Annotated in this window: 19 protein-coding genes; 16 read left to right on the top strand and 3 right to left on the bottom strand. The window is 69.6% G+C overall.

Annotated features, from left to right (window positions below):
- Positions 1–366: 366 nt before the first annotated feature.
- The 7 genes from IEY91_RS01745 (at position 367) to IEY91_RS01715 (ending at position 11150) form a co-directional block, all read left to right on the top strand.
- Complete coding sequence (locus IEY91_RS01745; protein WP_189172529.1) at positions 367–2709, top strand: ABC transporter family substrate-binding protein; 2343 nt, start codon at positions 367–369, stop codon at positions 2707–2709.
- A 221-nt stretch (positions 2710–2930) separates the two neighbouring features.
- Complete coding sequence (typA, locus tag IEY91_RS01740; protein WP_189172528.1) at positions 2931–4838, top strand: translational GTPase TypA; 1908 nt, start codon at positions 2931–2933, stop codon at positions 4836–4838.
- A 491-nt stretch (positions 4839–5329) separates the two neighbouring features.
- Positions 5330–6952 (top strand): peptide ABC transporter substrate-binding protein, encoded by a 1623-nt coding sequence (locus IEY91_RS01735; RefSeq protein WP_164321040.1) that lies wholly within the window; start codon positions 5330–5332, stop codon positions 6950–6952.
- A gap of 90 nt (positions 6953–7042) precedes the next feature.
- Positions 7043–7972 (top strand): ABC transporter permease, encoded by a 930-nt coding sequence (locus IEY91_RS01730; RefSeq protein WP_164321039.1) that lies wholly within the window; start codon positions 7043–7045, stop codon positions 7970–7972.
- The gene (locus IEY91_RS01725; protein WP_164321037.1) at positions 7965–8924 is read left to right on the top strand and encodes an ABC transporter permease; all 960 of its coding nucleotides are present in this window, start codon (positions 7965–7967) and stop codon (positions 8922–8924) included. Before IEY91_RS01730 ends, IEY91_RS01725 begins: the two co-directional genes overlap by 8 nt.
- A gap of 11 nt (positions 8925–8935) precedes the next feature.
- Complete coding sequence (locus IEY91_RS01720) at positions 8936–9994, top strand: ABC transporter ATP-binding protein (protein WP_164321035.1); 1059 nt, start codon at positions 8936–8938, stop codon at positions 9992–9994.
- Positions 9987–11150 carry an ABC transporter ATP-binding protein gene (locus IEY91_RS01715; RefSeq protein WP_164321033.1) on the top strand — a complete coding sequence of 388 codons (1164 nt, stop codon included), beginning with the start codon at positions 9987–9989 and terminating at the stop codon, positions 11148–11150. Before IEY91_RS01720 ends, IEY91_RS01715 begins: the two co-directional genes overlap by 8 nt.
- Positions 11151–11232: 82 nt before the next feature.
- Here the strand turns inward: IEY91_RS01715 and IEY91_RS01710 are convergent, their stop codons facing one another.
- Together IEY91_RS01710 and IEY91_RS01705 are read right to left on the bottom strand one after the other, a co-directional pair.
- Positions 11233–12318, bottom strand: a complete 1086-nt coding sequence (locus tag IEY91_RS01710; protein ID WP_189172527.1) for a methyltransferase — start codon at positions 12316–12318, stop codon at positions 11233–11235.
- Between the two features lie 237 nt (positions 12319–12555).
- Positions 12556–13140 carry a Uma2 family endonuclease gene (locus tag IEY91_RS01705; RefSeq protein ID WP_189172526.1) on the bottom strand — a complete coding sequence of 195 codons (585 nt, stop codon included), beginning with the start codon at positions 13138–13140 and terminating at the stop codon, positions 12556–12558.
- A 454-nt stretch (positions 13141–13594) separates the two neighbouring features.
- Here IEY91_RS01705 and IEY91_RS01700 point away from each other — a divergent pair, with 454 nt between their 5' ends.
- The 5 genes from IEY91_RS01700 to IEY91_RS01680 all read left to right on the top strand — a co-directional run bounded on the left by IEY91_RS01700 (position 13595) and on the right by IEY91_RS01680 (position 19257).
- A complete protein-coding gene (locus IEY91_RS01700) occupies positions 13595–15226 on the top strand; it encodes a peptide ABC transporter substrate-binding protein (protein ID WP_189172525.1) in 1632 nt (543 codons plus the stop codon).
- Between the two features lie 67 nt (positions 15227–15293).
- Positions 15294–16217, top strand: a complete 924-nt coding sequence (locus IEY91_RS01695) for an ABC transporter permease (protein WP_164321025.1) — start codon at positions 15294–15296, stop codon at positions 16215–16217.
- Entirely contained in the window at positions 16210–17193 is a 984-nt protein-coding gene (locus tag IEY91_RS01690) for an ABC transporter permease (RefSeq protein ID WP_164321024.1), read from the top strand. Before IEY91_RS01695 ends, IEY91_RS01690 begins: the two co-directional genes overlap by 8 nt.
- A 5-nt stretch (positions 17194–17198) precedes the next feature.
- A complete protein-coding gene (locus IEY91_RS01685) occupies positions 17199–18242 on the top strand; it encodes an ABC transporter ATP-binding protein (protein ID WP_189172524.1) in 1044 nt (347 codons plus the stop codon).
- Positions 18235–19257, top strand: coding sequence for an ABC transporter ATP-binding protein (locus IEY91_RS01680; RefSeq protein ID WP_164321021.1), 1023 nt, complete (start codon positions 18235–18237; stop codon positions 19255–19257). Before IEY91_RS01685 ends, IEY91_RS01680 begins: the two co-directional genes overlap by 8 nt.
- 322 nt (positions 19258–19579) lie before the next feature.
- Here IEY91_RS01680 and IEY91_RS01675 read toward each other — a convergent pair whose 3' ends face one another.
- Positions 19580–21754: a S9 family peptidase gene (locus IEY91_RS01675; protein WP_189172523.1), complete on the bottom strand. Its 2175-nt coding sequence runs from the start codon at positions 21752–21754 to the stop codon at positions 19580–19582.
- Between the two features lie 211 nt (positions 21755–21965).
- Here IEY91_RS01675 and IEY91_RS01670 point away from each other — a divergent pair, with 211 nt between their 5' ends.
- The 4 genes from IEY91_RS01670 (at position 21966) to IEY91_RS01655 (ending at position 26136) form a co-directional block, all read left to right on the top strand.
- Complete coding sequence (locus IEY91_RS01670) at positions 21966–22160, top strand: hypothetical protein (RefSeq protein ID WP_164321017.1); 195 nt, start codon at positions 21966–21968, stop codon at positions 22158–22160.
- Between the two features lie 114 nt (positions 22161–22274).
- Complete coding sequence (gene mshB, locus IEY91_RS01665; RefSeq protein WP_189172522.1) at positions 22275–23201, top strand: N-acetyl-1-D-myo-inositol-2-amino-2-deoxy-alpha-D-glucopyranoside deacetylase; 927 nt, start codon at positions 22275–22277, stop codon at positions 23199–23201.
- 188 nt (positions 23202–23389) lie between these two features.
- A complete protein-coding gene (locus tag IEY91_RS01660) occupies positions 23390–23770 on the top strand; it encodes a DUF6113 family protein (RefSeq protein ID WP_164328206.1) in 381 nt (126 codons plus the stop codon).
- Positions 23771–23910: 140 nt separating this feature from the next.
- Positions 23911–26136: a hypothetical protein gene (locus IEY91_RS01655; RefSeq protein ID WP_189172521.1), complete on the top strand. Its 2226-nt coding sequence runs from the start codon at positions 23911–23913 to the stop codon at positions 26134–26136.
- Positions 26137–26169: the final 33 nt, after the last annotated feature.

The raw sequence follows: 26169 nt of genomic DNA, 5'->3' as shown, positions 1-26169 counted from the left end.
TTCACGGGTGCGGCGGCAACGCTCATGCGCCTGCGAGTGTCGCGCGTCACATCCCGAATTGGGAAGCCGTTTGCGCGGATTCACTCCCTCCGGGGGGCGGGGCGAGAAGGCCCGTCCGGCGTTTGAGGGCGAGCGCGCAGCGCGATCAGGGGTGCGCTCGGCGCGGGGCACCCCGGGGGCCACGGTGCCCCGGGGCCCGTTGAGCCGCACGGGTGGCTTCCCGGGGCGCCTCGCCGTGTCTACGCCCAGCGCAGCGTCCCGTCGCCTTCAGTGGGTGCGATAGGTGTGATCAACTCCATATTTCCCCCGTAATACCGCCATACGTGAGCGAACACGTACAGAGCGCAACGCCCGGAGGTACCCGTCATGCCCCACGACCGCGCCAGGCCGCGACCGGTCCGCCCGGCGGCCACGGCCCGATCCGCCGTGTTCCTCGCCGCCGGAGTCCTCGCGCTGCCCGCCCTCGCCGGGTGCGGCTCGGGCGACGAGTCGGGCGCCCCCACGGCCGCGCAGGACATCGCGCCCGCGGCCCGTGACTCGGTCGCCGACGGGGGCACGGTGACATGGGCGGTCGACGCCCTGCCCGAGACGTTCAACGCGTTCCAGTCCGACGCCGACCAGGCGACCGGCCGCGTCACCGGCGCCGTGCTCCCGTCGATGTTCCGCCTCGACGACAAGGGCAGACCCGAGCGCAACGCCGACTTCCTGGAGTCCGCGGAGGTCGTCGAGCGCGAGCCGCAGCAAGTGGTGCTCTACAAGCTCAACCAGCAGGCGGTCTGGAGCGACGGACGCGAGATCGGCGCCGACGACTTCGCCGCGCAGTGGCGCGCCCTGTCCGGAAAGGACAGCGCGTACTGGACGGCCCGCAACGCGGGCTACGACCGCATCGCCAAGATCGAACGCGGCGCCAACAACCTGGAGGTGCGCGTCACCTTCGACAAGCCGTACGCGGACTGGCGCTCCCTGTTCTCCCCGCTGTACCCGAAGGGGGTCATGGGCACCCCGGACGCCTTCAACGACGGCGCGCGCGGCAAGCTCAAGGTCACCGCGGGCCCCTTCGCCCTGAAGGACGTCGACCGCGGCGCCGGCGAGGTCACGCTCCAGCGCAGCGCCCGCTGGTGGGGCAGCCCCGCCAAGGCCGACAAGCTGGTCCTGCGCTCCGTACCGCGCGACCAGCGCGCCGCCGCCCTCGCCGCGGGCAAGGTCGACATCGCCGACGTGGACGCCGACGAGGCAGGACGCATCGCGCTCGCCGCCCGCGACAAGGGCGGCCAGGGCCCGCTCACCCACGGCCCCGGCGCCCGCCTCACCCCCGCGGGGGCACTGCGCTCCTGGGCCCTCGCGAACGGCTCCGACGAGGAGGCCGCGGAGACCGAACAGCTGGCCCGCGCGAAGTCCCGCAAGGCCGTCAGGCGGTACGCCGAGGAGCAGGCGGGCCTGCGCGGCTACGTCGTCCGCAAGTCCCTCGAACCCGCCTACACCCAGCTCGCCCTCAACGGCTCCGCGGGACCCCTGGCCGACGACCGCGTACGCCGCGCCGTGGCCCGCGCCCTGGACCGCGACAAGCTCGCGGAAACGGTTCTGAAGCCCCTTGGCCTGCCCGCCGAGCCGGTCGGCAGCCATCTCGCCCTCGCCGGGCAGGAGGCGTACGCGGACAACAGCGGCGCGCTCGGCGACCAGGACACGGCGGAGGCCCGCGCGCTGCTCGCGGACGCGGGCTGGACGCCCGGAGCGCTCACAGAGAAGAGGGGGAAGAAGACAAAGGACGGGGGCGGGGGCGGGGACGAGGAGGAGACGGCGGGCGGCGAAGCGGGCACGGAGAACTCCGAGGACATCTCGGGCTCCGAGTCCGGCTCCGGCTCCGAGTCCAGCTCTGGCTCCGACTCCGGCTCCGACGACGGCACGTACATCGTCGGCGAGGACGACCCGAAGTCGGGCGCCGCACGCCTGAAGCCCGCCGAGGCAGGCACCGGCACGCGCCGCGAGGCCGACAAGGAGCAGAAGAAGGACCCGGGCGGAAAGCCCAAGACGAAGGCCGAGACCAAGAAGCAGGCCCAGGGCGGCGCCCCCGGCGCGTACGCCCCCAAGGGCACCGCCGCCCCCAAGAGCGGAAAGAGCGCCAAGGGCGCCGCGGCGGGCCCGCTCGCCAAGGACGGCAAGGCGCTCACCCTGCGCTTCGTGCTCCCGTCCGGCGCGGGCTCGGAGTCGCTGCGGGCGGTCGCCGACCGGATCTCGGGGATGCTGCAGCGCATCGGCGTACGTACGGAGATCGCCAAGGTCGCGGACGAGAGCTACTTCAAGGACCACATCGCGTCCGGCCAGTACGACCTGGCGCTGTACTCCTGGCCCGCGTCCGCCTTCCCCGCCACCGACTCCCGCCCGATCTTCGCCAAGCCGGTGCCCGCGGCGGACGGCTCCCTGAACGTCGAGCAGAACTACACCCGCGTCGGCACCGACCACATCGACCAGCTCTTCGACCAGGCCCTGGCCGAACTGGACGAGTCCGAGAACCGCTCCCTGGTCAAGAAGGCCGACGCCCGCATCTGGGCGGCGGCGGGCTCCATCCCCCTCTACCAGCGCCCCCAGCTGGTGGCCACCCGCACCAACCTCGCCAACGCGGGCGCCTTCGGCTTCCAGACCCCGATCTACCAGGACATGGGCTTCCTGAAGCCGGGCGCGAAGGCGAGCAAGCAGCCGAAGCCGGAATAGTCTGTCCGGCGAGTGAGGACGGGCCAGGCCGGAGGCCGCGATCCACGGTGCCCGAGGCCTGGCGGAACCTCCCGTTCCGGGGGCGCCCAGGAGCCCGACAAGCCGCCCCCGGCGAGGACCCGTAGGATGGGGTAAGGCCGTGGCACGTCTGCCCGGCAGTGCACGCGTACGAAATGGACGTACGCGTCGCCTCCAAGCCTCCCGGGAGAAGCGCACCTCGCATGCCCACGCGCCACGACATTCGTAACGTCGCCATCGTCGCCCACGTCGACCACGGCAAGACGACCATCGTCGACGCCATGCTCAAGCAGGCGGGCGCCTTCGCCGCGCACGCCGCAGAGTCCCTCGACGACCGCATGATGGACAGCAACGACCTGGAGCGTGAGAAGGGCATCACGATCCTGGCCAAGAACACGGCCGTCAAGTACCACCCCAAGGATGGCGGCGACGTCATCACCATCAACATCATCGACACCCCCGGCCACGCCGACTTCGGTGGCGAGGTCGAGCGCGGTCTGTCGATGGTGGACGCGGTCGTCCTCCTCGTCGACGCGTCCGAGGGCCCGCTCCCGCAGACGCGCTTCGTGCTGCGCAAGGCCCTGATGCAGCGACTGCCCGTCATCCTCTGCATCAACAAGACGGACCGCCCCGACTCGCGGATCGACGAGGTCGTCAACGAGACGTACGACCTCTTCCTCGACCTGGACGCGGACGAGGACCAGATCGAGTTCCCGATCGTCTACGCCTGCGGCCGTGACGGCGTGGCCTCGCTGACCAAGCCGGAGGACGGCACCGTCCCGGCCGACAGCGACAGCCTGGAGCCGTTCTTCACCACGCTGCTCCAGCACGTCCCGGCCCCCGAGTACGACGAGACCGCGCCGCTCCAGGCCCACGTCACCAACCTGGACGCCGACAACTTCCTCGGCCGCATCGCGCTGCTCCGCGTCGAGCAGGGCGAGCTGCGCAAGGGCCAGACCGTCGCGTGGATCAAGCGCGACGGCACGACCTCCAACGTCCGCATCACCGAGCTGATGATGACCGAGGCCCTCACCCGCAAGCCCGCGGAGGTCGCAGGACCCGGCGACATCTGCGCCGTCGCGGGTATCCCGGACATCATGATCGGCGAGACCCTGGCCGACCCGGAGAACCCGATCGCGCTGCCGCTGATCACGGTCGACGAGCCGGCCATCTCCATGACCATCGGTACGAACACCTCGCCGCTGGTCGGCCGCGGTGGCACCGGCAAGGGCGCGGACGCCAAGGCGGCCGTCAAGGACCGCAAGGTCACCGCCCGCCAGGTCAAGGACCGTCTGGACCGCGAGCTGATCGGTAACGTCTCGCTGCGCGTCCTGGACACCGAGCGTCCCGACGCCTGGGAGGTGCAGGGCCGCGGTGAGCTGGCGCTCGCCATCCTGGTCGAGCAGATGCGCCGTGAGGGCTTCGAGCTGACCATCGGCAAGCCCCAGGTGGTCACCCAGGAGATCGACGGCAAGACGCACGAGCCGGTCGAGCGCATGACCATCGACGTGCCCGAGGAGCACATGGGCGCCGTCACGCAGCTCATGGGCGTCCGCAAGGGCCGCATGGACAACATGTCCAACCACGGCTCCGGCTGGGTGCGCATGGAGTTCGTCGTCCCGTCCCGCGGCCTCATCGGCTTCCGTACGGAGTTCCTGACGAACACCCGCGGTACGGGCATCGCCCACTCCATCCACGAGGGCCACGAGCCGTGGTTCGGCACGCTGACGACCCGTAACAACGGTTCGCTGGTCGCCGACCGCTCGGGCGCGGTCACGCCGTTCGCGATGATCAACCTCCAGGAGCGCGGTGTGCTGTTCACCGAGCCCGGCACCGAGGTGTACGAGGGCATGATCGTCGGCGAGAACTCGCGCGCCGACGACATGGACGTGAACATCACCAAGGAGAAGAAGCTCACCAACATGCGTGCGGCTTCCGCGGACAACACCGAGAACGTGGTGCCCCCGCGCAAGCTCTCCCTGGAGCAGTCCCTGGAGTTCTGCCGCGACGACGAGTGCGTCGAGGTGACCCCGGAGGCCGTGCGCATCCGCAAGGTCGTCCTGGACCAGAAGCAGCGCGGCCGCACGGCTTCGCGCGCCAAGCACGGCTAAGCACCACGGCTATGCGCGGCTAAACGCCCACGCACCGCCTGAGGCCGGTTTTGCCCACTCTCCGGAGTGGGTGAAACCGGCCTCTCGTGGTTGCGGAGGGCGATACGGTGACCACACGGCACACGCGCCAAGGGACAGTCAACGCCCGCGCGGCAACCGGTTTTCGGCGCCGATCTGTCCGGAATACGGACTCCACTGACCGTTAGATGTGTAACACGTCCGTTTCGCAACCATCTATCTAGGATCGGTTTGTCCGGATTTTGGAAGTTGTACGTGCCAGGTGTGATTGAACCGAGACCAAAAGGGTGTGGTCGGGCCGTACCTCATGGCTAATAGTTGACCGCGTATAGCTCGGGTCAATGGGTCACGCGCTGTGGGGAGCGCCGACTCACGAGCACACTGGGGTATTCGATCAACGCCGTCAGGGGTGATGGCGCGATCTCTCGTACCCCCTCTCGTTGTGAACAAGTGGACTCATGAGGAGGAACCCCATGCGTGGTGCCAAGAGCGCCAAGTGGGTCGCGATAGCCGGTGTTGTGGCGCTGACCGCTACCGCCTGCGGTGGTGGCGACGACGACAAGGGCAGCGGCAAGGTCGACCCCAAGGGGATCGTCAGCTACGCCAACGGTGAGCCGCAGAACGCCCTGCAGCCGTCGAACACCATGGAGGCGTACGGCAGCGTCGTCATCGACGCGCTCTTCACCGGCCTTGTGCACTACGACAAGCAGGGCAACATCACCTACGAGAACGCCGAGTCGGTCACCCCCGACAAGGCGAACAAGGTGTGGACGGTCAAGCTCAAGCCGGGCTGGAAGTTCCACGACAACACGCCGGTCAACGCCAAGTCCTACGTCGACGCCTGGAACTGGGCGGCCGACCCGGCCAACGGCCAGCAGAACAGCTCCTGGTACCGCGACATCGTGGGCTACGACAAGGTGCACCCCGAGAAGGGGAAGGCCAAGGCGAAGACCATGTCCGGCCTGAAGGTCGTCGACGAGAACACCTTCACCATCACGCTGAACTCCGGCATCCCGTACTACGCGTACAAGCTTGTCTACAAGCCCTTCTTCCCGCTGCCCGCGGCCGCGCTGAAGGACCCGAAGAAGTACGGCGAGGCGCCGGTCGGCAACGGTCCCTACAAGTTCAAGAGCTGGGACCACAAGAAGTCGATCCAGGTCACGGCGTGGTCCGGCTACAAGGGCGAGGACAAGCCGAAGAACGGCGGCATCAACTTCAAGGCGTACACCACGCCGAACGCCGCGTACCAGGACCTCCGGTCCGACAACGTGGACACGATGCCGCTGATCCCGGACAGCGAACTCGCCAACTACAAGAACGACTTCGGTGACCGCGCGATCACCTCGGACTTCTCGGCGATCAACACGATCAACCCGGCCTTCTACACCAAGCAGTGGAAGGACATCGACGTCAAGGTCATCCAGGGCCTGTCGATGGCGATCGACCGCGAGACCATCTCCAAGACCACGTTCTACGGCACCCGCAAGCCGGCCTCCGGCTGGGTCGCCAGGGGCGTGAAGGGCTACAAGGCCGACGCTTGCGGCGAGTACTGCAAGTTCGACGCCAAGAAGGCCAAGCAGCTCATCAAGGACGGCGGCGGCGTCCCGGGCAACAAGATCTCGATCCAGTACAACGCCGACCAGCCGCACAAGGGCTGGGTCACCGCTGTCTGCAACGACATCCAGAAGAACGTCGGCGTCAAGTGCGTCGGCGACCCGGTGACCGACTTCCAGGCCGACACGGAGATCCGTGACCAGAAGAAGGTCAAGTCGATCTACCGCTCGGGCTGGGTGCTCGACTACCCGTTCAACGGCAACTTCCTCGCGGACCTCTACGGCACCGGCGTCGACGGCAACAAGGGCGGCTTCTCGGACAAGAAGTTCGACGAGCTGACCAAGAAGGCCGACAACGCCAAGACCATCGACGAGTCCGCGGACCTGTACAACCAGGCCGAGGCGGAGCTGAAGAACAGCTTCCCGGGCATCCCGCTCTGGTACAACTCCACGAACTCCGCGTACTCGAAGAACGTGAAGAACGTCGAGTTCGACCAGGCCGGTGACCCGATCCTCTCCGAGGTCCAGGTCTTCGAGAAGTAGCAGTCGCCGGAGTTCCGTTCCCGTAAAGCGACGCCCGGCGACCCCGGGCGTCGCTTGCGGAACGGCTCCGCAATGGACGGAGGCACCACCATGGGGCGCTACGTCGCGAGGCGACTGCTCCAGATGATCCCGGTCTTCATCGGGACAACCCTGCTGATCTTCCTGATGGTCAACGTCCTCCCCGGCGATCCCGTGCGGGCGCTGTGGGGAGACAAGCCGCCGGACCCCGCGCAGGTGGCGCAGATCAAGCACGACCGCGGTCTGGACCTGCCGCTGTGGGAGCAGTATCTGCACTACATGAAGGGCCTGTTCCAAGGGGACTTCGGCAACACCATCGCGGGCAACCGGCCCATTCTCGACGAGATCACGCAGGCTTTCCCGGTCTCGATGCGTCTCGCCGTCATGGCGTGGTCGTTCGAGCTCGTCGTCGGCATCACCCTGGGCGTCTTCGCGGGCATCAGGCGCGGCCGCATCGTGGACAACACGGTGACGCTGTTCACGCTCCTGGTGATCTCCGTGCCGATCTTCGTGGTCGGTCTGCTCTTCCAGCTCTATATGGGCAACGAATGGCAATGGATCACACCGACGGTCCAGGACTCCGAGGACATGGGGCAGTTGGTGGTCCCCGCCCTGGTGCTCGGCATGGTCGGTCTCGCGTACGTCGCCCGGCTGACCCGTACCTCCATCGCGGAGAACCGCCAGGCGGACTACATCCGGACCGCGGTGGCCAAGGGGCTGCCCAAGCAGCGCATCATCACCCGGCACCTGCTGCGCAACTCGCTGATTCCGGTGGTCACTTACCTGGGCACCGACATCGGCACGCTGATGGGTGGCGCGGTCATCACCGAGGGCATCTTCAACGTCACGGGCGTCGGCAACCTGCTCTTCACCTCGCTGGCCCGCCGTGAGGGCGCGGTCATCGTCGGCATCGTGACCGTCCTGGTGCTCGTGTACCTCCTCGCCAGCCTGCTCGTCGACCTGCTTTACGCGGTCCTGGACCCGAGGATCCGTTATGCCTGACCTGACCAAGACCTCGACCACGGACAAGGCGGCGGCACAGGACGAGGTCGTCGCGGGAGCCGCGGTCTCCGCGACACCGGCGCCCGGCAAGCCCCGCAGCCTCTGGGGCGACGCATGGCGGGACCTGCGCCGCAACCCGCTGTTCGTGATCTCCGCACTGCTCATCGTGGTGCTGCTCCTGGTGGCGGCCTTCCCCGGCATGTTCACCGACGCGAACCCGGAGACCGGCGACCAGGCGAAGAACTTCCTGGGCAAGCCCGAGCTGGGCCACTTCTTCCAGGCCGACTGGTTCGGTTACGACGGCACGGGGCGCAGCATCTACGCGCGTGTCCTGTTCGGCGCGCGGAACTCCATCGTCGTCGGCGTCGGCGTGACCCTCCTGGTCACCCTCTTCGGCGGCCTGGTCGGCATGCTGGCCGGATACTTCGGCGGCTTCTGGGACAGCCTGCTCTCCCGGATCACCGACGTGTTCTTCGGCATCCCGTTCCTGCTCGGCTCGATGGTCGTCCTGAACGGCTTCACCGACCGCACCGTCTGGGTGGTGATGGGGGCGCTCGCCTTCCTGGGCTGGACGCAGATCGCCCGAGTGATGCGCGGCGCGGTCATCACGACCAAGCACGCGGACTACGTGGTGGCGGCGCGGGCGCTCGGCGCCGGGACGAAGCGGATCCTGTTCCGGCACATCCTGCCGAACGCCGTCGCACCGGTGATCGTCGTCGCGACCATCGCGCTCGGCACGTACATCGTCGCCGAGTCGACGCTGTCCTACCTGGGCCTCGGGCTCGGCGGCGGCGAAATCTCCTGGGGCGGCGACATCTCCGACGGCACGCAGTTCATCCGGAACAACCCGCACGTGCTGCTGTTCCCCGCCGGAATGCTCAGCATCACCGTGCTGGCGTTCATCATGATGGGTGACGCCGTACGCGAAGCCCTCGACCCGAAGTTGCGCTGAGGGAGGCGTACGTGACGATCACTGATAAGACCGCGGACGTTCCCGCTCCCCGCTCGGGCGAGGAAAAGAGCGGCCGACTGCTCGACGTGAAGGACCTGCACGTCGAGTTCCACACCCGAGACGGTGTGGTCAAGGCCGTGAACGGTGTCAACTACAGCGTGGACGCGGGCGAGACGCTCGCCGTGCTCGGCGAGTCGGGCTCCGGCAAGTCCGTGACCGCGCAGGCCGTCATGGGCATCCTCGACATGCCGCCCGGCAAGATCCCGCAGGGCGAGATCCTGTTCCGGGGCCAGGACATGCTGAAGATGTCCAACGAGGAGCGCAGGAAGATCCGCGGCCGCAAGATCGCGATGATCTTCCAGGACGCGCTTTCGTCCCTGAACCCGGTGCTGAGCGTGGGCTACCAGCTCGGCGAGATGTTCCGGGTGCACGACGGCCTGAGCCGCAAGGCGGCGAAGGCGAAGTCCATCGAGCTGATGGAGCGGGTGAAGATCCCGGCCGCCAAGGAGCGGGTGAACGACTACCCGCACCAGTTCTCCGGCGGTATGCGCCAGCGCATCATGATCGCGATGGCGCTCGCCCTGGAGCCGGACCTGATCATCGCCGACGAGCCGACCACGGCCCTCGACGTGACGGTCCAGGCCCAGGTCATGGACCTGCTCGCGGAGCTCCAGCGCGAGTACAACATGGGGCTCATCCTCATCACCCACGACCTCGGCGTGGTCGCGGACGTGGCGGACAAGATCGCCGTCATGTACGCGGGCCGGATCGTGGAGACGGCCCCGGTGCACGAGCTCTACAAGCGCCCGGCGCACCCGTACACGCGAGGCCTGCTCGACTCGATCCCGCGCCTTGACCAGAAGGGCCACGAGCTCTACGCGATCAAGGGGCTGCCGCCCAACCTCCTGAAGATCCCGTCGGGTTGCGCGTTCAACCCGCGCTGCCCCAAGGCGACGGACATCTGCCGTACGGAGGTCCCGCCGCTGGTTCCGGTGACGGAGCAGGACGGCGCGGAGCTCCCGGGCCGCGGCAGCGCGTGCCACTTCTGGAAGGAGACGATCCATGGCTGAGCTCAAGAAGGGCGCCGAGCCCGAGGGCGCCGAGCCGACGGACGCCACTCCGAACGTGACCGAGGTCGAGACGGTCGACGCGGCGACGCCGGAAGAAGCCGTGGCCGCGATCGAGGCCCCGGCAGAGCGCGGCGAGCCGATCCTCCAGGTCCGCAACCTGGTGAAGCACTTCCCCCTCACCCAGGGCATCATCGTCAAGCGCCAGATCGGTGCGGTGAAGGCGGTCGACGGGATCTCCTTCGACCTCTACCAGGGCGAGACGCTGGGCATCGTGGGCGAGTCGGGCTGCGGCAAGTCGACGGTCGCCAAGCTCCTGATGACCCTGGAGCGGGCCACGGCCGGCGAGGTCTTCTACAAGGGCCAGGACATCACCAAGCTGTCCGGGCGTGCGCTGAAGGCGGTGCGCCGGAACATCCAGATGGTGTTCCAGGACCCGTACACCTCGCTCAACCCCCGTATGACGGTGGGCGACATCATCGGGGAGCCCTTCGAGATCCACCCCGAGGTGGCCCCGAAGGGTTCGCGCCGGCAGAAGGTCCAGGACCTTCTGGACGTGGTCGGCCTCAACCCCGAGTACATCAACCGCTACCCGCACCAGTTCTCGGGCGGTCAGCGCCAGCGCATCGGCATCGCGCGCGGTCTGGCGCTCAACCCCGAGATCATCATCTGCGACGAGCCGGTCTCGGCCCTGGACGTGTCAGTCCAGGCCCAGGTCATCAACCTGATGGAGAAGCTCCAGGACGAGTTCAACCTGTCCTACCTCTTCATCGCGCACGACCTGTCGATCGTCCGGCACATCTCGGACCGCGTGGGTGTGATGTACCTCGGCAAGATGGCCGAGATCGGCTCCGACGAGCAGATCTACGACCACCCGACGCACCCGTACACGCAGGCGCTCCTCTCGGCCGTCCCGGTCCCCGACCCGGAGGCCCGCGAGGGCCGCGAGCGCATCATCCTCACCGGCGACGTGCCGTCCCCGGCGAACCCGCCGTCCGGCTGCCGCTTCCGCACCCGCTGCTGGAAGGCGCAGGACAAGTGCGCGGAGGAGGTCCCGCTGCTCGCCATCCCGGAGCGCTTCGCGGGCCAGGACACCCCCGCCGCGCACGAGTCGGCGTGCCACTTCGCGGAGGAGAAGAACGTGGTGCACGCGGCGTAGCTCCGCGAGTTCGCCGTACGTCAGTGGGGGCGCCCCCGGCCGGATGTGGCCGGGGGCGCCCCCATGTGCGTACGTATCCGTGTCAGACCGGCACGCCTTCGACGACCGCCGGGAACGACCCCGTCTCGACGATCCGGGTCAGGGTGAAACCCGCCTGCTGGAAAAGGGAGTTGAACTCGTCCTCCGTGCGTTCGCGGCCGCTGGCGACGTTCAGCATGATGATGTCCACGACCTTGCTGGGGTCGGGGTCGTTGCCTTCGGGCATGACGGTGTCGACGACCAGGAGTCGGCCGGTGGGCGGGATGACGGCGCGGATGGAGGCGAGGATGCGCAGGCTGTGCTCGTCGCTCCAGTCGTGGAGGATGTTCTTGAGGACGTAGAGGTCGCCGCCCTCGGGGACCGCCCGGAAGAAGTCGCCGCTCTCCACGCGCCAGCGGCCCGCGAGTTCCTTGACGTCGAGCAGGTGCCCGGCGACGGTCTGCTCCTGGTCGAAGAGGACGCCGGAGAGCCCCGGGTGGTGCTGGAGCACGGCCCGCAGGAGCCCGCCCTGGCCGCCGGCCACGTCCACGACGGTGCCGCCGGCGGGGAACGGGTAGGCCGTGGCGATGATGTCGTTGAGCGGGCCGGAGAGGGACGACATGCCCTTGTCGAAGCTCTCCTGGTCCTCGGGGTTGCCCGACAGGTGGTCGAAGAAGAGTGCGCCGTAGGCGATCTCGAAGCCGGGCTTCCCCTCCCGGACCGCGTCTTCGAGCACGCCGAACGAACGCGTCATCGTCTCGCCGGTGGCGAACAGCACGCCGTCCCGCAGGGAACCGGGGACGTCGCGCAGCGTGTGCGCCGCGGGCGTCAGCTCGAACACGCCGGGCTCCGTCTCGCGGAAGACACCCCGGCTCGCGAGCAGCCGCAGCACGCGCCGCAGCGAGTCCGCGTGCACCTCGGCCCGCCGGGCCAGCTCGTCCACGGGCAGCGGGCCCTCCGCGAGATGGTCGGCGACGCGGTGGACGGCGGCGGTGCGCAGGGCGGAGGAGAAGACCGAGCCGAAGAGGAGCTCGATCAGGGCGATGGCCTCGTCGGAGGACGGCTGGGACTGGTCGTCGGACCGGCCGTCGGGCTGGTCATGGGGCTGGTTCTCGGCGGAGGAGCCGGCCGGAGTGGACGAACTGGTCAACGCATGACTCCCGTCCTGGACTTGGGTAATGCCTCGGGCCAGCGTGGCAGCGCGGAGATCTCTGTGTCACGCGGCTTTGCCCCGCCACGGTCGAAGTCAGGCCAGCAACACCAGCCGCCCACCGGGCCCCGCACGTTCCACCCGCCCCTCACACAAGCCACCGGTAACGTCCCGGGCCCGCCGGGCGCACCCGCCGAATTCGAACAGCCCCACGGGTCCGGCACGGCCAAGCGTCACTCAGCCCGCGGCCTGCCCCGGCTTCGCGTAACGCCGGAAGGCGGACGTGTCCACGGTCCAAGGGCCCAGCGCGACTTGGTCGCCGAAGATGTAGGGCTCTTTCCGCTGGTAGCGGTTGCCGCAAGGCTCGGTGTGCACCTCGATGGTGCCCGTCCGCGGGTCGACGATCATGTAGTGGTCGATGCCCATGGCGGGGTACTCGGACAGCTTCGCGCCGTAGTCGTTCTCCGGATTCGAGGGGGACACGATTTCTACGGCGGCGATGACCTGTGTGGCGTCGACCGCGAGGCCTTCTTCGTCGAGGGCCGACTCGGGGATCACCACGGCGTCTGGGCGTCGCATGCGGCCGATTGAAGGGTGCTCGATCTCCGGCCCGTTCTCGCAGGTGTAGCCGGGGTGGGTGCCGGGGAGCTGCTCGTTCAGCTGATTGCGGATGCGCCGCACTGTGCCCTCGTGCCGCTTCGACGGGCACATCATGGCCAGTATCGGGCCGGAGGGGCCGATCTCGACGCTCCAGGAGCCCTCAAGCTGCTCGGCGTAGGCCCCCAGCTCCTCGGCGATCGCCCGCATCTTGGCGTAGTCCATGTACTCAGCGTAGCGAGGCCCGCTCGGCGAGGAGGCCGACTCAACCCCTCGCCCGCGACAGACGTAACAGGTCACCGCGCCGGCCAGTCCACCAGTCCCGCGAAGAGCAGGTAGAGGACGACGACGGAGACGGGCGCCAGGGCGGAGAGCAAGGTCCGGCGGCCCTTGTCGCGCTGCTGCCACGGCAGGACCCACGCGCCAGCAGCAGCCCCGCGGGGACCGTCAGCCCCCAGAGGAAGACCTTGAAGGCCGTGGCGAACGTCGGGCCGAAGCGGTCGAGCTCGGCTTCGGTGCAGGAGTCGCAGGGCATCGGGGGGAGCCCGACGCCGACGCCGCGCGGCATACGTACATCCGGATGGCCTCCCCCTCATACGGCCGGGCTAAATGTGCGGTTCGTACCCTCTGCCGCGATATTTGGCGGTACGTGTCACAGATCGCTCCAAGGAGGCAAGCCATGCGTGGAGCCACGCACGCCAAGTGGGCCGCTTGTGCGGTGGCCGTCGCGCTCGCGGCGACGGGGTGTGGGGGTGGGAGCAGCGACGGCGGCGGTGGCGACGGCTCCGGGATCGTGGGGTCCTCCTGGGGAGATCCGCAGAACCCGCTGGAGCCGGCGAACACGAACGAGGTGCAGGGCGGCAAGGTCCTGGACATGCTCGTGCGCGGCCTCAAGCGGTACGACCCGAAGACCGGCGAGGCGCAGGACATGGTCGCCGAGTCGATCGACACCAAGGACTCGCAGAACTTCACCGTGAAGATCAAGGACGGGTGGAAGTTCAGCAATGGCGAGGCGGTCACCGCCAAGTCGTTCGTGGACGCCTGGAACTACGGGGCGCACCTCAAGAACAACCAGAAGAACGCGTACTTCTTCGGGTACATCGAGGGGTACGACAAGGTCCACCCGGAGAAGGGGGACGCGTCCGCCGAGACGCTTTCGGGGTTGAAGGTCGTCGACCCCAAGACCTTCACCGTGAAGCTCACGCAGAAGTTCTCCACCTGGCCCGACACCCTCGGCTACCCCTCCTTCGCCCCGCTGCCCAAGGCGTTCTTCGACAACCACTCCGCCTGGCTGTCCAAGCCGGTCGGCAACGGCCCGTACACCGTGAAGTCGTACCAGAAGGGCTCCAAGATGGAGCTCAGGAAGTGGGACGGCTACAGCGGGGACGACAAGGCCCAGAACGGGGGAGTCGACCTCAAGGTCTATACCGACAACAACACGGCGTACACGGATCTGATGGCGGGGAATCTCGATCTCGTCGACGATGTCCCGGCTTCCCAGCTCAAGAACGTGAAGAGCGACCTCGGGGACCGGTACATCAACACTCCCGCCGGGATCATCCAGACCCTCGCCTTCCCCTTCTACGACAAGAAGTGGGACAAGGCGGGCGCGGAGAAGGTCCGCCAGGGGCTCTCCCGGGCCATCAACCGGGAGCAGATCACCGAGACCATCTTCCAGAAGACCCGAACCCCCGCCAAGGACTGGACCTCGCCGGTGCTCGGCGAGGACGGCGGCTACAGCGACAGCGTGTGCGGCGACTGGTGCGAGTACGACGCGGGGGAAGCGAAGAAGCTCGTCGAGGAAGGGGGCGGCATCCCCGGCGGCACCCTGAAGATCTCGTACAACGCGGACACCGGCTCCCACAAGGAGTGGGTGGACGCCGTCTGCAACTCCATCAACAAGGCGCTCGGCAAGAGCAACGCCTGCGTCGGCAACCCGATCGGCACCTTCGCCGACTTCAGGAGCCAGGCCTCGCAGCAGAAGCTGGACGGCGCCTGGCGCGCGGGCTGGCAGATGGACTACCCGCTGATCCAGAACTTCCTGGAGCCGAACTACTACACCGACGCCTCCTCCAACGACGGCAAGTACTCCAACGAGGACTTCGACAAGCTCATCAACGAGGCCAACGGCGAGACCGACACCGCCAAGGCCGTCACCAGGTTCCAGGACGCCGAGAAGATCCTCGCCAAGGACATGCCCGCCATCCCGCTCTGGTACCAGAACGGCAGCGCGGGCTATTCCGACAGGGTCTCCGACGTCGCGCTGAACCAGTTCAGCGTGCCCGTGTACGAGGCGATCAAGGTCAACTGACGTCGGTGGAGCGGCCGTTCGGCCCCCGCGCCGGGCGGCCGCTCCCTCTACTCCCGGAGCGAGCCCCATGGGTCGTTATGTGATCCGGCGTCTGCTGCAGATGATCCCGGTCTTCTTCGGCGCCACGCTGCTGATCTTCCTGATGGTGAACGTGATGGGCGACCCCGTCGCGGGCCTGTGCGGCGACCGCAAGTGCGACCCCGCGACCGCCGCCCAGCTCAAGAAGGAGTTCGGCCTCGACAAGCCCGTGTGGCAGCAATACGCGACGTACATGGGCAATGTTTTCACGGGGGACTTCGGTACCGCCTTCAACGGGCAGAAGGTCACCGAGCTGATGTCCACGGCGTTCCCGGTGACCATCCGGCTCACCCTCGTCGCCGTCGTCTTCGAGATCGTCATCGGCATCACGCTCGGGGTCGTCACGGGCCTCAGGCGCGGCAAGCCCATCGACACGGTGGTGCTGCTCCTCACCCTGATCGTCATCTCCGTACCGACGTTCGTGACGGGTCTGCTGCTCCAGCTGCTGCTCGGCGTGGAGTGGGGCGTCATCAAACCGTCGGTGTCCTCGGAGGCGACCGTCGACGAGCTGATCGTGCCGGGGCTCGTGCTCGCCTCCGTCTCGCTGGCGTACGTCACGCGTCTGACGCGTACGTCCATCGCCGAGAACCGGCGCGCCGACTACGTACGCACCGCCGTCGCCAAGGGGCTGCCGCGACGCCGCGTCATCACCAAGCACCTGCTGCGGAATTCACTCATCCCGGTGGTCACCTTCATCGGCACGGACGTCGGCGCGCTGATGGGCGGCGCCATCGTCACCGAGCGGATCTTCAACATCCACGGCGTCGGCTTCCAGCTCTACCAGGGGATTCTGCGGCAGAGCACCCAGACCGTGGTCGGGTTCGTGACGGTCCTCGTCCTTGTCTTCCTGGTGGCGAACCTGATCGTCGACCTGTTGTACGCCGTACTCGACCCGAGGATCCGCTATGCCTGAACCCCATGAGCCCGCCGAGGGGGCCATCGCCGGGACCGGCGCGGGCGGCGCGATGGATCTCGCCGCGAGCGAGGCGACGACGCTGACGCCGGGACAACAGGGTGGCGCCGGTGGTCCCGGAGCCGGTGGCCCCGCCCGCAGCCTGTGGTCCGACGCCTGGCGCGACCTGCGGCGCAACCCCGTCTTCATCATCTCGGGCCTGATCATTCTCTTCCTGCTCTTCATCTCGCTCTGGCCCTCCGCGATCGCCTCCGGCGACCCCCTGGACTGCGACCTCGCCAACGCCCAGAAGAGCTCCTCGCCCGGCCACCCCTTCGGCTTCGACGGCCAGGGCTGCGACGTCTACACGAGGACGGTGTACGGCGCCCGCGCCTCCGTCACCGTCGGCGTGTGCGCCACCGTCGGCGTCGCGCTGCTCGGCAGCGTGCTCGGCGGGCTCGCCGGGTTCTTCGGCGGGGTGTGGGACGCGATCCTGTCCCGCATCACCGACATCTTCTTCGCGATCCCGGTCGTGCTCGGTGGCCTGGTGCTCCTGTCGGTCGTCACCAGCAACACCGTCTGGCCGGTGATCGGCTTCATGGTGCTTCTCGGCTGGCCGCAGATCTCCCGCATCGCGCGCGGGTCCGTGATCACCGCCAAGCAGAACGACTACGTGCAGGCCGCCCGCGCGCTCGGCGCCTCCAACTCGCGGATGCTGCTGCGGCACATCGCGCCCAACGCCGTCGCGCCCGTCATCGTCGTCGCGACGATCGCACTCGGTACGTACATCGCTCTGGAGGCGACCCTGTCGTACCTCGGCGTCGGCCTGAAGCCCCCGACGGTGAGCTGGGGCATCGACATCTCCGCCGCGTCCCAGTACATCCGCAACGCCCCGCACATGCTGCTCTGGCCCGCCGGCGCCCTGGCGATCACCGTGCTCGCGTTCATCATGCTCGGCGACGCGGTGCGCGACGCCCTCGACCCGAAGCTGAGGTAGCGCCCATGGCAACCGAGGACCCTGTGGCAACGGAGGCCCCCACGGCGACCGAAGCCCCTCCGCTGCTCGAAGTGCGGGACCTGCACGTGGAGTTCAGGACCCGCGACGGCGTCGCCAAGGCCGTCAACGGCGTCGAGTACGGCGTGCGGTCGGGCGAGACGCTCGCGGTGCTCGGCGAGTCCGGGTCGGGCAAGTCCGTCACCGCCCAGGCGATCATGGGCATCCTCGACATCCCGCCCGGCCGCATCACCTCCGGCGAGATCCTCTTCCACGGCCAGGACCTGCTGAAGCTCAAGGAGGAGGAGCGGCGCAAGATCCGCGGGTCCGGGATGGCCATGATCTTCCAGGACGCGCTGAGCTCCCTGAACCCGGTGCTCAGCGTCGGCGACCAGCTCGGCGAGATGTTCACCGTGCACCGCGGGATGTCCCGCAAGGACGCCCGCGCCAAGGCCGTCGAGCTGATGGACCGGGTGCGCATCCCGGCCGCCAAGGAGCGGGTCACCCAGTACCCGCACCAGTTCTCCGGCGGCATGCGCCAGCGCATCATGATCGCCATGGCGATGGCCCTCGAACCGTCCCTGATCATCGCCGACGAGCCGACGACGGCGCTCGACGTGACGGTGCAGGCCCAGGTGATGGATCTGCTGGCCGAGCTCCAGCGCGAGCTCAACATGGGCCTGATCCTCATCACCCACGACCTGGGTGTCGTCGCCGACGTCGCCGACACCATCGCCGTCATGTACGCGGGCCGCATCGTCGAGAAGGCCCCCGTCCACGAGATCTACAAGGCCCCCGCCCACCCGTACACCAAGGGCCTGCTCGAATCGATCCCGCGCCTCGACCAGAAGGGCCAGGACCTCTTCGCCATCAAGGGACTGCCGCCCAATCTGATGAACATCCCGCCGGGCTGCGCCTTCAACCCGCGCTGCCCGATGGCCCAGGACGTGTGCCGCACCGACGTCCCGCCGCTGGCCACCGTCACGTACGAGGGACTGACGGCGGAGCGCCGCAGCGCCTGCCACTTCTGGAAGGAGACCCTCCGTGGCTGAGCCCATCCTGGAGGTGCGGGGGCTCGTGAAGCACTATCCGCTCACGCAGGGGATTCTGATCAAGCGCCAGATCGGCGCGGTGAAGGCCGTCGACGGCGTGGACTTCGACCTCGGCACCGGGGAGACGCTCGGGATCGTCGGGGAGTCCGGGTGCGGGAAGTCCACCGTCGCGAAGATGCTCGTCAACCTGGAGCGGCCCACCGCCGGGGTGATCCGTTACAAGGGCGAGGACATCACGCGGCTGTCCGGCCGTGCGCTGAAGGCGGTCCGCCGGAACATCCAGATGGTGTTCCAGGACCCCTACACCTCGCTCAACCCCCGGATGACCGTCGGCGACATCATCGGGGAGCCGTACGAGATCCACCCCGAGGTGGCCCCGAAGGGTTCGCGCCGCCAGAAGGTCCAGGAGCTCCTCGACGTCGTCGGCCTCAACCCCGAGTACATCAACCGCTATCCCCACCAGTTCTCGGGCGGTCAGCGCCAGCGCATCGGGATCGCGCGCGGGCTCGCGCTGCGGCCCGAGATCATCGTGGCCGACGAGCCGGTTTCGGCGCTCGATGTGTCGGTGCAGGCGCAGGTCGTGAACCTGCTGGACAAGCTCCAGACCGAATTCGAGCTTTCGTACGTCTTCATCGCCCACGACCTGTCGATCGTCCGTCACATCTCCGACCGGGTCGGGGTGATGTACCTCGGGCGGATCGTCGAGACCGGGTCGGACGCGGAGATCTACGAGCATCCGACGCATCCGTACACGCAGGCGTTGCTGTCCGCCGTGCCGGTGCCGGATCCCACGGCCCGTGCGCACCGTGAGCGGATCATTTTGAGCGGGGATGTGCCCTCGCCCGCGAATCCGCCCTCGGGGTGTCGGTTTCGGACGCGCTGCTGGAAGGCGCAGGAGCGGTGCGCCCTCGAGGTCCCGGCACTCGCCGTGCCGGCGGAGTTCCGCCTGACGAGTGGGCCTGCGGCGCATGACTCCGCGTGTCACTTCGCCGAGGAGAAACACGTGGTGCCGTAGGCCTTCGCGGGGCGCCCCGGGCCCGCCCCTTCCCGTAACCAGGGGGCTGCCGCCCCCTGGACCCCCGCTATCGGCGCTCCGCGCCTCGTCCTCAAACGCCGGACGGGCTATACCTTGCCGGCGCGGCGGGGTCTGGGGCGGAGCCCCAGTTTTGGGAAAGGGGCGGGTCTGGGGCGCCCCGCGAGGAAACAGGGTGGCAACCCCGGCGACCCAGGGCCGATATGAGGGCGCGCCATCCTGGTGGCGTACGGCCGTGCGGGTGCCGTTGGACCGGCCGGGGTGCGCCATGTCACCCCGGCCGGTCGTGCCGTGCGAGCCGTGGCTACGGCAGGCCCAGCGAGCGCTTGAGGAAGTCGACCTGGAGCAGGAGCAGGTTCTCGGCGACTTGCTCCTGGGGGGTCATGTGCGTGACCCCGGAGAGGGGCAGGACCTCGTGCGGGCGGCCTGCGGCGAGAAGTGCGGAAGAGAGTCGCAGCGCGTGCGCCACGACCACGTTGTCGTCGGCGAGGCCGTGGATGATCAGCATCGGCCGGTGCGGCTCACCGGGGTCGACGAGCCCGTCGTCGGAGACGAGGGAGCTGTTGCGGTAGGCCTCGGGGGAGGTGGCGGGGTCGCCGAGGTAGCGCTCCTGGTAGTGGGTGTCGTAGAGGCGGAGATCGGTGACGGGCGCGCCGGCGACGGCGGCGTGGAAGACGTCGGGCCGGCGCAGGACGGCCATGGCGGAGAGATAGCCGCCGAAGGACCAGCCGCGCATGGCGACACGGCTCAGGTCGAGGGGAAAGCGCTCCGCGAGGCCGTGCAGCGCGTCGACCTGGTCGTCGAGGGTGCGCGTGAGATCGCCGTTGACGGCCTTCTCCCAGGCGGGGGAGCGGCCGGGCGTGCCACGCCCGTCGGCGATCACCACGGCGAAGCCCTGGTCGGCGAACCACTGGGAAGTGAGGTAGACGTTCTGCGCCTTGAGGACCCGCTGCGCGTGGGGACCGCCGTACGGATCCATGAGTACGGGGAGCGGACCCGCCGACGGGTCGTACCCCGTGGGGAGCAGCACGGCGCACGGAATCTGCCGCGCGCCCCCTTCCGTGAGCGTCACGCGCGGGGTGAGCCCCGGGCGCTGGGCGTGCGAGGCGACGGTCGCCACCTGCTTGCCGTCGCGCAGCACGGACACGCGTGAGCCGGGACGGTCGAGAGTGGCCGAAACCAGCACGGTGATGTCGCCCGCCCGGACGGCGGAGTGCACCCCGGGCTCCTGCGAGACCCGCTCCACGCCGAGTTCGTTGACGCGGTAGACATGCACCTCGCCGAGCTCCTGATCGGCGGCGCCCGGACCCGCGGACGCCGAGATCAGCGCGGAGTCCTCGGTCACGTCGAGCACCGCGCGCACATGGAGCGACGAGCCCGTCAGCGGCCGCTCGCCCCAGGCGAGGACACGCGCGCCGCCCTCGTCCGCGATCCGCACCAGGCGCCCGCTCGGCGACCAGCAGGGCGATCCGGGGAAGAGTTCAAGCCAGTCGTCGTCCTCGTCGGCGTGCACCATCCGCGTCGCGCCGGTGTCCGGGTCCACCGCGAGATACAGCGCGCTGCGCTGATCGCGGGCCTGCACCAGGACCAGCGGTGCGCCGTCCGTCGACCAGTGCACCCGCGCCAGATAGGGGTAGCGGGCCCGGTCCCAGGCGACCTCCGTGCGCACCCCGTCCAGACCGACCACGAAGAGGCGTACGTCCGCGTTGGCCGTACCGGCGGCCGGGTAGGCGACCGCCGTCGGCTCCCGGTCCGGGTGCGCGGGGTCCGCGATCCACCAGCGCTGCACGGGCGCGTCGTCCACCCGCGCGACCAGGAGCCGGTCGGACTCGGGTGACCACCAGAAGCCCCGGGAGCGCTGCATCTCCTCGGCCGCGATGAACTCCGCCAGTCCGTACGTCACCGTGTCCGCCTCCACGGCGTCCGGTGCCGCGAGCGCGCGGTCGTCCCCGCCGTCGGCGCCCGTGACGCGCAGGGCGCCCCGGGCGACGTACGCGATGTGACGGCCGTCGGGCGAGGGCCGCGGGTCGATCACCGGTCCTGGCACGGGCAGTTCGCGTGCCGTGCCCGCCCGCAGCTCCGCGGCGAACAGCTTGCCGGACAGCGCGAACGCGGCCAGTTCCACGGCCGCGTCCGTGGCGTACCCGACGATGCCCGCGCCGCCCTCGCGGCTGCGCTCGCGCCGGGCCCGCTCGGCGGCCGACAGCTGCTCCGCCGAGCCGTCGAGGAGCGCCTGCGGATCGGCCGCCACGCGTTCGGTCGCGTCCCCGTCCGCGAGGTCCAGGACCCACAGCCGGCCGGACCGGTCGGTGCCGGAGCCGGAGCGGACGAACACGACGCGGGAACCGTCGGGAGCCACGGTGAAGGCGCGGGGCGCGCCGAGGGAGAAGCGCTGCGTTCGGGCGTGCTGCCGCGGGAAGGAAAGCCGCTGCGCGGAACCCTCCTGGGGCACGTCGGTTTCGGGGGTCTCGGTGGTCATTCCCCGAGCCTATGGCCGATGCGCCCCTCGTGCTGCGGTGCTCCGACTCATGTGGCTCGACACATAGTTATGATCCGTAGCGCTTGGTGGGTATGACCTTGCTGGCACGGTGAGTTGAGTCCTGTCGGCCAGACGCAGGGGGCGGCTCGGGGCAGTTCGGGACAGTGGGTTGGGATCTTTGTCGGGACACGGGAATGGGAGGTGAACCGCCGTGGCACTCTCGGTATCGGTGGTGCTGCTGCTGGCGATCATCGTGATCATGCTGGTGCGGAAACAGGGGCTCAAGACGATCCACGCGATCGTGTGCGCGTTGCTCGGCTTCTATCTCGCGAGTTCGTCGGTCGCTCCGACCATCGATGAGCTGTCGACCAATCTCGCGGGGGTCATCGAGGACATAAAGTTCTGACGGCGCCCGCCGGGCACGCGGCCGCCGTCCGGCGGCCCGGGGAGACCCGGCGAGGTCACAGGGGGACGGGACTCGAGCCCGCGGCGGTGCGTCGCGGGCTCGTAGGCTGTGCTCATGACGGAACCCGCCCGGTGCCTGCTGTTCGTGCACGCGCACCCCGACGACGAGTCGATCAACAATGGCGCGACCATGGCCAAGTACGCGGCCGGGGGCGCCCGAGTCACGGTGGTGACCTGCACACTCGGCGAGGAGGGCGAGGTCATCCCGCCCGCGCTCGCGCATCTGGCCGCCGACCGCGAGGACGCGCTCGGCGCGCACCGCATCGGTGAGCTCGCCGCCGCGATGAAGGAGCTCGGCGTCGCCGACCACCGCTTCCTCGGCGGGACCGGCCGCTATCGCGACTCCGGGATGATGGGCACCGAGCAGAACCACCGCCCCGGCGCCTTCTGGTCCGCCGACGTCGACGAGGCCGCCGCGCACCTCGTCGAGGTGATCCGCGAGCTGCGCCCCCAGGTGCTCGTCACCTACGACCCGGACGGCGGCTACGGCCACCCCGACCACATCCAGGCCCACCGCGTCGCCATGCGCGCCGCGGAGCTCGCGGCCGAGCCCGCCTTCCGCGCCGACCTGGGCGACCCGCACACCGTCGCCAAGGTCTACTGGAACCGCGTGCCCCGCTCCGTCGTCGAGGAACGCTTCCGGTGGCTTGCGGGCGCCCTCGGCGACTCGCCGTTCACGGCCGCCGCCGCGGTGGCCGACGTGCCGGGTGTCATCGACGACGAGCGCGTCACGGCCGAGATCGACGGGCGGGACTTCGGGGCGGCGAAGGCGGCCGCGATGCGCGCCCACGTGACCCAGATCGAGGTCGGCGAGCCGTTGTTCGCGCTGTCCAACGGCCTGGCGCAGCCGATCTTCGACGTGGAGTACTACGAGCTGGTGAGAGGCGAGGCGGGCGCGGTGCGCGGGGTGCGCGAGACGGATTTGTTCGCGGGGCTCGATGTGGCAGGGTCCGGCGCGGCGGCTACGGAGGGCGGGAAGTGAGCGCGCGGTCGAGGGCTTCGTCCTCTTCGTCCACGGGCAAGGCTTCGGCAGGCAAGGCCCCGGCGGGTGCCTCCAAGGGGGGCGGAAGCGGTACGTCCGCATCCACCGGTCGCGGTGCGGCGGCGGCTCCCGCGCGCGGAGCGTCCGGTTCCGGTGGCTCCGGCGCCGCCGCGGCCCCGGGCAGCTTTCTGGCGCAGCCGCTCAAGGTCGCGCGCCTGGCCGCGTACGCCGGGCTCTTCGTGCTCGGCGTGGTCGTCGGGGTCGCGGGCGCGCTCGTCCAACAGGGCTGGTTCCCGGGCGGATTGCTGCTCGCGCTGCTCGGCGCCGCGGGCGCCTTCTACGGCGGATCGCGCGCCACCGGCACCCGGGGCGGCGCCGTCGCGCCCGCCGCGGGCTGGCTCGTCGCGGTCATGCTGCTCACGGCCACGCGTCCGGAGGGTGACTTCGTGTTCGGCGCCGGCGTCGGCTCGTACGTCTTCCTGTTGGGCGGTATGGGCGTGGCTGTGATGTGTGCCACCCTCGGGCAGTCACCGCAACCGGGCCCGTCCGACGCCCGACTTGGCAAGTGACGTACCACTTGAACCCGTGTCCCGCACGGGTTTGACGCCGGTCACGGGATGACCGTGGGCGGCGGCCAGTATGGTGGTGCGCGCCGCCGAGCCGCCCGAGTGGTCGAGACGGGCGGCGGAGCCAACCAGGAGAACCTGCCTTGAGTCGTGAAACTGACAGTTCGTCCTCCGGTCCCCAGGGACGCACGGGGGCCGCGTACCCGTCGGGCACGCCGCCGTACGGCTCGCCCGCACAGGGCGCCGCGCCCGAGGGCGGTCCGGACGGCGTCGGCCAGGGTGCCGGCGACGAGCGGAACGACGAACCCAAGACCGAGACCACGCTGACCACCCGCATCCGGATCAACATCCCCGGTTCGCGGCCGATCCCGCCGGTCGTCATGCGCACGCCGGTCGGCGACGCCGACGGCGACAGAGGCGCGGACCCCACGCGTGCGGACGGCGCCGGTAGCGCGGGTTCGGGCGCGGGCGCCCTCAGCGGCGCGGGTGCGACGGGACTCGCCGGTCCTTCGGCCACGGGGGCGTCCTCCGTGCCCTCGGGCCCCTCTTCGTCGTCCCCGGCCTCCGCCGCCGGTTCCCCCTCCGGGGCGGCGCCGCAGGGCGCAGCCGGTGGCGCGGACGGCGACGAGAAGGCGAGCGACTGGTTCGCGCCGCGCAAGAGTTCCCCGAAGGGCGGGGCGACTTCTACGGATTCGTCCGTCCCTTCCGCTTCGTCCCCTTCTTCTCCTTCTTCTCCGTCCCCTTCCTCCGGTTCGCCTTCCTCTTCTGGTCCGTCCGGTTCCGGCACTGGTTCGTACGACGTGTCCGGTGCCGTCGCCGCCGGGCCGCTGGGGTCGGGCGGGGCGCTCGGCGGGGAGCCGCAGCGTGGGGATCTGCCGTACTTCTCCGGCGGTGAGGGCGACTACGGCCCCACCGGGCCGACCGGCGGGCCGGTGACCGGCGACGGTCCGCTGCTGCCGCCCACCCCGCAGCCCGAGCACGGCGGGTACCGCGCCGCTTCCGACGCCTTTGGCGACGGTGGTGGGGCGTACGGCGACGGCAGTGGCGCTTACGGTGACGGCGGTGCCTACGGCGATGGCGGTGCCTACGGTGACGGCCCGGCCGTCCCTGGTGCCCCCGTCGGCCCCGGTGGCCCCGGCCGCCTGAGCGACGACACCGCCATCCTCACGCCGCAGAAGCAGATGCCCGGCGGCCCCGCGGGCCCCGGCGGCCAGCGCCCGCCCGCCCCCGGTACCGGCGCCCCCGGCGGCAATGTCTCCGGCGACACGCTGAACAGCGGCATCCCCGTCGTCCCGCCCGCCCAGAACTCCCCGTTCGCGCCCGGCGCGCACCTGACCGAGCCGGGCCCGCACACCCCGCCCAAGCTGCCCGAGCCGGTCCAGCCGAACGTTCCGGCCGCGTCCGCGCCCAAGAAAAAGAAGAAGGGCCGCAACAAGCTGGTCCTCCTCACCGGTGTGGTCGTCGTCATCGGCTGCGGGGCGTACGGCGCGGGGCTTTTGATGAACCATGCCGACGTACCGAAGGGCACCACCGTCCTCGGCGTCGACGTCGGCGGCGGCACCCGCGACGAGGCCGTGAAGAAGCTCGACGCGGCGCTCGGCGAGCGCGTCACCAAGCCGCTGAAGCTGACGGTGGGCGGCGACCAGGTCACCCTGAAGCCGGACCAGGCGGGCCTCACCCTCGACAGCCAGGCCACCGTGCGCGAGGCCGCGGGCAGCGACTACAACCCGGTGTCGGTGATCGGCGGCCTCTTCGGCGGCGAACGCGTCGTCGAGCCCGTCATGCCCGTCGACGAGGAGAAGCTGGCGGCCGCCCTGGAGCGCGCCGCGGGCGGCTCAGGATCGGCCAAGGAGGGCACGGTCAAGTTCGAGCCCGGCAAGGCCGTGCCCGTGTACGGCAAGGCGGGCAAGGGCATCGACGCCGACAAGGCGTCCGCGGCGGTCGCCGAGGCGTACGAGAAGCAGGTCGAGACCGGCAGCGCGGGCACCGTCGCGGTGCCCGTCACCAACCGGAAGCCGACCGTCGCGAACGCCGAGGTCGACCGGTTCATGAAGCAGTTCGCCAAGCCCGCCATGTCCGCCAACGTGACGATCTCGGCGGGCGGCAAGTCGATCCCGCTCGGCCCGGCGAAGTCGCTGCCGCAGGTGCTCGGCGTGAAGGTCGTGAACGGCGGCAAGCTCGTGGAGACGTACGACCTCGAAACGCTCAAGCAGCTCTACGGCAACACCTTCGACGGCGTCCTGATCCAGCGCGGCAACGGCAAGAAGACGCCGGTGCAGCCGACCGACGTGGCCCAGGCGATGGGCAAGGCCCTGCGCGGCAAGACGACGGCGGAGCGGACCGGCGTGATCGAGACGAACGCGAACTAGCCGGAGTCGGCAGGCAGGCAGAGAGCGAGTGGC

Source organism: Streptomyces lasiicapitis (assembly GCF_014646335.1).
Lineage (GTDB): Bacteria > Actinomycetota > Actinomycetes > Streptomycetales > Streptomycetaceae > Streptomyces > Streptomyces lasiicapitis.
Note: the sequence above shows the minus strand (reverse complement) of the source record. Positions and strands in the feature narration are given on the sequence as shown.